This window comes from Pseudomonas sp. RGM2987 (assembly GCF_022952855.1).
In the GTDB taxonomy this organism is placed as follows: domain Bacteria; phylum Pseudomonadota; class Gammaproteobacteria; order Pseudomonadales; family Pseudomonadaceae; genus Aquipseudomonas.
The window spans coordinates 22,022-29,319 of the sequence record NZ_JALJDX010000159.1 but is presented as its reverse complement, the minus strand read 5'-3'; the positions used below and the strand labels follow the sequence as shown (position 1 = coordinate 29,319).

Here is a 7,298-nt window from a genome sequence, read left to right as displayed (position 1 = left end):
AATATTGACTGTCTGGCCGCTTTCGCGAGCAAGCCCGCTCCCACAGGGATTGGAGTCATCCGTAGAACCGTGGCCGCTCGGGCAGGTCGATGCTGACAATCTGCCCGCTCTGCTGCGCGGCGATGCAGGCATCCGCCGCGACTGCCGCAGCGTAGCCGTCCCAGGCCGACGGGCCGCCGACCTGGCCGGCGCGCACGCCATCGATGAAGGCTTGCAACTCGACGTCATAGGCTGCGATGAAGCGGTCCTTCCAGTCCATCAGGATCGCGTTGGACAGCTTGGCGCCACTGCGCAACTGCACCTGGGACGGCTCCGGCAGCTTGGCGATGCCGGTCTCCCCCACCACCTCGCACTGGATGTCATAGCCATACTGGCAGTTGACGAACACCTCCACGTCGATGCGCGTACCCCGGGCGGTTTCCAACAGGACGATCTGCGGGTCGCGCAAGTGAGCCAGGGCCTTGCTGGTCTTGCGTGGGAAGACCACCTGCACCGAGACATAGTCATCGGCGAGCAGCCAGCGCAACACATCCAGCTCATGGATCAAGGTGTCGGTGATCGCCATGTCGGTCTTGTAATTCTCGCCCACCCGCGGGTTGCGGTGGGCGCAGTGCAACATCAGCGGCTCGCCGATCTGGCCGCTGTCGATCACCGCCTTGAGCGCTCGATAGCCTTCGTCGTACGGGCGCATGAAGCCGACCTGCACCAGGCGCTTGCCGTAGGCCACCTCAGCCTCGACGATATTGCGGCAACCTTGCGCGGTGACCGCCAGGGGCTTTTCACAGAACACCGGTTTGCCGGCCGCAATCGCCGCCAGCACGAACTCTTCATGACTCGGTCCCCAGGAGGTGACCAGGATCGCCTGCACTTCCGGCGCCTTGATCAAGGCATGGCCGTCTGGATAAACCTCGGCGGTCAGCTTCAAGTCCGCCACCACCTGCGCCGCCTGGGCGAGGTTGATGTCGGTCACTGCCACGACTTGGCTGTTGAGCAAGGTCCGGCTGCAACGACGGATGTGGTCCTGGCCGATGGCCCCGGTGCCGATGACGCCCAGCTTCAAAGACATGCAAAACTCCTTTCCCAGGGATGGGGGCAATTAGTACTGACGGGCCTGGGCCAGTCGTTCGTTGAGGGCCTTGGCGGCAGCATCGGTGCGGGCGCTGGTGGAGACTTGCGCCACGCCGACCCGCCACCACGACAGGTAGCTGTGGATCATGGTCTTGGGCAGGACCTTGATGTCGATCAGGGTCGAGACCGTTTGCAACCGCGCATCGGCCAAGGCCGCGTGCAGTTCGTCGAGATTTTTCACCTTGTAGGTCTTGCAGCCGTAGGCCGCCGCGCTCATGGCGAAATCCACTGGCACAAAGGCGCCGTCGAGCTTGCCAGTGTCCGGATTGCGGAAACGGAACTCGGTGCCGAAGCTGTCCATGCCGTTGCCCATCTGCAGGTTGTTGATGCAACCGAAGGTCATATTGTCCAGCAGCACCACGTTGATCTTGCGCCGCTCCTGGATCGAGGTCGCCAGTTCCGAGTGCAACATCATGTAGGAGCCATCGCCCACCAAGGCGTAGACCTCTTTGTCCGGCTCGGCGAGCTTGACCCCCAGCGCGGCGTTCACCTCATAGCCCATGCACGAATAGCCGTACTCCAGGTGATAGGTGTTCACGCCTTTGCTGCGCCAGCTGCGCTGCAGATCGCCGGGCAGGCTGCCGGCGGCGGCGACGATGATCGCATCGTCCGCCAGCACTTCATTTAGGGTGCCCAACACGCGGCTCTGAGTCAGGCAGGAGCCGGTCAGCTCGATGAACTCGCGAAATACCGCCGGGTCCATGCCGTCATTTATTTCAGGGACGAAATCCTTGATCTGATAATCCGCCTGATAGACCCGGTCGACCTCGGCCTCCAATTGAGCCTTGGCATCGGCGACCTGCCCGCCCCATTCAGCGCGGTAACCCCCCAGCGCGGCAGACAGCGCTTCCAGCCCCGCGCGGGCGTCGGCGAGCAACTGCACGCCGTCCAGTTTCAGGGCGTCGCACGGGCTGATATTGAGGTTGAGAAACTGCACACCCGGATGCTGGAACAGCCATTTGGACCCCGTGGTGAAATCGCTGTAGCGGGTGCCGATACCGATGATCAGGTCGGCCTTCCTGGCCAGCAGATTGGCCGCCAGGCAACCGGTTTCACCGACGCCCCCGACGTTCAACGGGTGACTGGAGACCACCGCGCTCTTGCCGGCCTGGGTTTCGGCGAAGGGAATGTCGAAGCGCTCGGCGAAGGCTTGCAGCGCAGTATTGGCCCCGGAGTAACGCACGCCGCCGCCACAGATGATCAAGGGCCGGCGCTTGCCCTTGAACAGCGCCAGGGCGTCGCCGAGCATCGCCTCGCTGGCCGGGCGTCGGTCAATACGGTGCACGCGTTTTTGCAGGAAGTAATCCGGGTAATCGTAGGCCTCGGCCTGCACATCCTGAGGCAACGCCAGGGTCACCGCGCCGGTCTCGGCCGGGTCGGTCAGCACGCGCATGGCGTGGATCGCGGCGCTCATCAGTTGCTCTGGACGGTTGATGCGATCCCAGTATTTACTCACCGACTTGAAGGCATCGTTGGTGCTGATGCTCAGGTCGTGGAACTGTTCGATCTGTTGCAGTACCGGGTCCGGCTGGCGACTGGCGTAGACATCGCCGGGCAACAGCAGCAACGGGATCCGATTGGCCGTCGCGGTGGCGGCGGCCGTCAGCATGTTCGCCGCGCCGGGGCCGACCGACGAGGTGCAGGCGTAGATCTTGCGCCGCAGGTGCTGCTTGGCAAAACCGATGGCGGCGTGAGCCATGCCCTGCTCGTTACGCCCCTGATGCACCAGCAGGTCGCCGCTGTCCTGTTCCAGCGCCTGGCCCAGGCCCAGCACATTGCCATGGCCGAAAATGGTAAAGACCCCGGCGATGAACTTGCTCTGGACGCCATCGACCTCGATGTACTGGTTATCGAGGAATTTCACCAGGGCCTGGGCCATGGTCAGTCGTGTTGTGGTCATGCTTGCACCTTATCTGGAATGCAAATCTGGCGGCTGGCTCAAATCCCCTGTGGGAGCGGGCTTGCTCGCGAAGGCGTCGTGTCAGACGACATTAATGTTGGCTGGCCCACCGCTTTCGCGAGCAAGCCCGCTCCCACATTGGGATCTCTGCCAGGCCAACAATCGTGTCAGGCCTGTGGATTCTGTAGATGCCTCATGCTCGCCCCCAACGCCTGGCGGATGTCGGCCAGCTCATGGATGCTCTGGGCAAATGGTTCAAACGATAGGTAGCCGTCGTAGCCGCCAGCCCGCAAGGCCTCGATCTGCGCGGCGTTACCCAGGATGTCGTCCGCGCCGACCAGCACCCGGTGGCCGTCACGGATGGTCGCCAGCGGGGCCTGGGCATCCTCGACGCCGGAAATGTGCACCAGCCCGGTCAGTTCGGGGAACAGGGTTTGCTCCCCCGCCAGGTGATGGTGGAAGGTGTCGTGCACCAGGCGAAACACATCCAGCCCGCCGACGTCCTGGATCGCTTGCACCGCCGTGCTTTTACGGCGTAGCGAGCACGCAACAAAGCCCAGCGGTTCGATCAGACCGTAGATACCGAAGGCCCGCAGGATCGGCGCCAGTTCGCTGAGGGCCGTGCGCAATCCCGCCGCGCGCTCAGCCTCTGTGCGAGAGTCGGCGGGGTCGTTGAGCGGACACATCACCAGCCCCTCGGCGCCGCATTCACGGGCGTAATCGGCCAGGCGCACGGCCTGGCCCCGGCGCTGGTCGTTCCACACATCGAACGGGTAAAGAGCGTTGATCGACAGCACCTTCACGCCCCTCGCTTCGCACAACTGACGCACCTGGGCCGGCGGCATACCGTCTTCAATCTCGACGCCTTGGAGATCGTTGCGGATCTCGATCGCATCGGTTTTCAGCGCCAGGGCCAGGTCAATGAACGCGGGCAGCGACAGGCGCGGAGCGACCATTCGGTTCAGGGCAAAACGCAGGGGCTTGTTCATTGTTGTTATCCCTCCGGCTTTCGACAAAACAGGTTATTGGGCGGTCGGCATGCTGAACTCGGGGCCCTTGGCGATGCTGTCGGGCCAGCGTTGCATCACGCTTTTGTAGCGGCTGTAGAAACGCAGGCCTTCCTCGCCATAGGCGTGATGATCGCCAAACAGCGAGCGCTTCCAGCCACCGAAGGAATGCCAGGCCATGGGCACCGGAATCGGCACGTTGATGCCCACCATGCCGACTTTGATGTTGCGAGCGAATGCCCGGGCGATCCCGCCGTCACGGGTGAAGCAGGACACGCCGTTGCCGAATTCGTGGGCGTTGATCAATGCCACGGCGCTAGCGAAATCCGGCACGCGGACGATGCCGAGCACCGGGCCGAAAATCTCTTGTTGGTAGATGCTCATCTCGGCAGTGACTTCGTCAAACAACGTCGCGCCAACGAAGAAACCTTGCTCGGCTCCCGGCACTTTCAGGCCTCGCCCATCGACAATCAACCGGGCGCCTTCGGCCACCCCGGCGTCAATGAAGCCTTCTACCTTGGCCTTGTGCTCGGCGGTGACCAGCGGGCCCATGTCCGTGCCGGGCTGCTCGCCGTTACCGACTTTCAACTGGTCAATGCGCGGCAACAGGCGTGCGATCAATTCGTCCGCCACGTCGCCCACCGCCACGGCGATGGAGATTGCCATGCAACGCTCGCCGGCCGAGCCATAGGCAGCGCCAATCAGCGCGTCGGCGGCCTGATCGAGGTCGGCATCGGGCATGACGATCATGTGATTCTTCGCACCACCCAACGCCTGCACCCGCTTGCCGTGGGCCGTGCCTTGCTGGTGGATGTACTCGGCGATGGGGGTTGAGCCGACGAAGGAAATCGCTTCGATATCCGGGTGTTGCAACAGTGCGTCCACCGCCACTTTGTCGCCCTGGACCACGTTGAACACACCGTCCGGCAAACCGGCTTCGGTCAGCAACCGGGCCATCAGCAGGCTGGCCGACGGGTCGCGTTCCGACGGTTTGAGAATGAAGCAGTTACCGGCCACCAGTGCCAGGGGAATCATCCACAGCGGCACCATCACCGGAAAGTTGAACGGCGTGACACCGGCGCACACGCCCAACGGCTGGCGCAGGTTCCAGTTGTCGATGCCGCCGCCGATGTTGTCGCTGAAATCGGTCTTGAGCAGGCTCGGCGCGCCGCAGGCGTATTCGACGATCTCGATGCCACGGGTGACTTCGCCATGGGCGTCGGACAACACTTTGCCATGCTCGCGGCTGATGATCCGCGCCAGCTCGTCGTGATGCCGGTCGAGCAGTTCCTTGAACTTGAACATCACCCGCGAGCGCCGTAGCGACGACTGCTCGGACCAACCCGGGAACGCCGCCAGCGCCGAGGCCACCGCTGCGTCGACGGTGCCGGGCTCGGCCAGGGCCACCCGGGCCTGCACCGCGCCAGTGGCCGGATTGAAGACGTTGCTGAACCGCGTGCCAGTGCTGTCCTGCACCTGGCCGTTGAGGTAATGGCCGACTACCGGGAGGTCACTCATTGTTCTTGTTCTCCGTGAAAAAGGGGCGAGTCAGAGATCCAGCAGCCAACTGTGCTGCGGATCGTTATGAAACTGCCAGACGCGCTTGGGGCCCGCCATGACGTTCAGGTAATAGGACTCGTAGCCATAGGGCACGCTGACCGGGTGGTAGCCCTTGGGCACCACCACCAGGTCGCTGTTTTCCACGGCCATGGCCTGGTCGATGCTGCGATCGTCCGTGTAGACCCGCTGGAACACGAAGCCCTGGGACGGGTTGATCTGGTGGTAATAGGTTTCTTCCAGAAAGCTCTGGTGCGGCAGGTCGTCGGTGTCGTGCTTGTGGGGCGGGTAGCTCGAGGAATGCCCCGACGGCGTGCGCACTTCGACGACCAGCAGCGAATGGGCCGGTTCGCTGTCCGGCAGGATGTCGCAGACATAACGGGTATTGGCGCCCTTGCCACGCACGCTGCGCTTCATACTGTCGGGTCGGATCAGGCGCGGGCCGTATGCGTTGGCAGTGGAACCCGGCGCGGCGCACACGGCAATCTGCACATCGCTCAGGGCTGTCACCTGGGCCTGGCTGCCGGGTGGCAGATAAGCGGCGTAGGGGGATTTGTCCTCGAACACCGATTGACGATCGCCAAGGTTGTCCCAGTCGAAGACGCCCTGCCCCGGCGCTTCGCCCTTGAGGCTGATGCGGCCGCTGAGCAGCACCAGGCACAACTCCTTATCGCCGGCCGCCACCGGCAGGGTTTCGCCGAGGCTCAGGCGGTAGGCGGCAAACCCCACGTACTCCAACTCACCCGCCGGCAGTTGGACCATGGTCCGGCCGCTGGACTGGCTCTTGATCAACAGGCTCATGACACACTCCTTTCTTGCAGCAAGGCGCGCAGGGTGTCGTAACCCTTCTTGGCGTAGACATAGCTCGGCGCCACGGCCGGGTCCTGTTCGGCTTCCACCACCAGCCAGCCCCGATAGTCGGCGGCCAGCAGCACGTCGAGCAACGCGGCAAAGTCGATGTCACCGTCCCCGGGGACAGTGAAGGTGCCATTGATGATGCAGTCGGGGAAGCTCCAGAGATTGTTGCGCGCCAGTTGCACCACCGGTTTGCGCACGTCCTTGAAGTGCACGTGGCAGATGCGCTCAATGTGTTTGCGCAGCACCTGCAACGGTTCGCCCCCGCCCATGTAGCAGTGGCCCGAGTCGAACAGCAGGCCCACTTCGCTGCCGGTCAGGGCCATCAACTTGTCGATGTCGGAGGGTGATTCGACGTAGGCGCCCATGTGATGGTGGTACGCCAGGCGCACGCCTCGGGACAGCGTGAAGCGCGCCAATTCGGTGAGTTTGTCGGCGTAGGCCTGCCAGGCTTCGTCGGTGTGGAAACGCGGCCGTTCGACCAGCGGGATGCGCTGGCCCTGGATGGAGTCGGCGACTTCGCCGTAGACCAGCACCGTTGCGCCGTTCTGCGCCAGCAACTCGACATGGCTGGCGATGGCGTCGATTTCCTCGGCCGCCGAACGCCGGGCCAGGCAACTGGAGTACCAGCCGGAGACCAGCGCCAGGTCATACGGACGCAGCACATCACCGACGCCCTTGGCGTCCTTGGGAAACTTGCCATTGAGCTCGAAACCTTCATAGCCGATGGCCTTGCCTTCGCTCAGCGCGGTACTCAACGGCGTCTCGCCGCCCAACGACGGCAAGTCGTCGTTGCTCCAGGAAATCGGGTTGATGCCAATTCGAATAGCGGGCATGGCTGCACCTTTTAT

General features: G+C 63.4%; 6 protein-coding genes. All 6 read right to left on the bottom strand.

Translation table 11 applies throughout. The features are described 5' to 3' along the window. Window positions 1-55: 55 nt before the first annotated feature. On the bottom strand, window positions 56-1,066 hold the full coding sequence (locus RGM2987_RS07255; protein WP_245139424.1) for a Gfo/Idh/MocA family oxidoreductase: 1,011 nt from the start codon (window positions 1,064-1,066) through the stop codon (window positions 56-58). 30 nt (window positions 1,067-1,096) lie between these two features. Beyond that, the gene (gene iolD, locus RGM2987_RS07250) at window positions 1,097-3,028 is read right to left on the bottom strand and encodes a 3D-(3,5/4)-trihydroxycyclohexane-1,2-dione acylhydrolase (decyclizing) (protein ID WP_245139423.1); all 1,932 of its coding nucleotides are present in this window, start codon (window positions 3,026-3,028) and stop codon (window positions 1,097-1,099) included. A gap of 167 nt (window positions 3,029-3,195) precedes the next feature. Continuing rightward, window positions 3,196-4,017, bottom strand: a complete 822-nt coding sequence (locus RGM2987_RS07245; protein WP_245139422.1) for a TIM barrel protein — start codon at window positions 4,015-4,017, stop codon at window positions 3,196-3,198. A gap of 33 nt (window positions 4,018-4,050) precedes the next feature. After that, on the bottom strand, window positions 4,051-5,553 hold the full coding sequence (locus RGM2987_RS07240) for a CoA-acylating methylmalonate-semialdehyde dehydrogenase (protein ID WP_245139421.1): 1,503 nt from the start codon (window positions 5,551-5,553) through the stop codon (window positions 4,051-4,053). A 30-nt stretch (window positions 5,554-5,583) separates the two neighbouring features. Then, the gene (gene iolB, locus RGM2987_RS07235) at window positions 5,584-6,393 is read right to left on the bottom strand and encodes a 5-deoxy-glucuronate isomerase (RefSeq protein WP_245139420.1); all 810 of its coding nucleotides are present in this window, start codon (window positions 6,391-6,393) and stop codon (window positions 5,584-5,586) included. Further along, window positions 6,390-7,283, bottom strand: a complete 894-nt coding sequence (gene iolE, locus RGM2987_RS07230; protein WP_245139419.1) for a myo-inosose-2 dehydratase — start codon at window positions 7,281-7,283, stop codon at window positions 6,390-6,392. The genes iolB and iolE overlap by 4 nt, the downstream gene beginning before the upstream one ends. Window positions 7,284-7,298 lie beyond the last annotated feature (15 nt).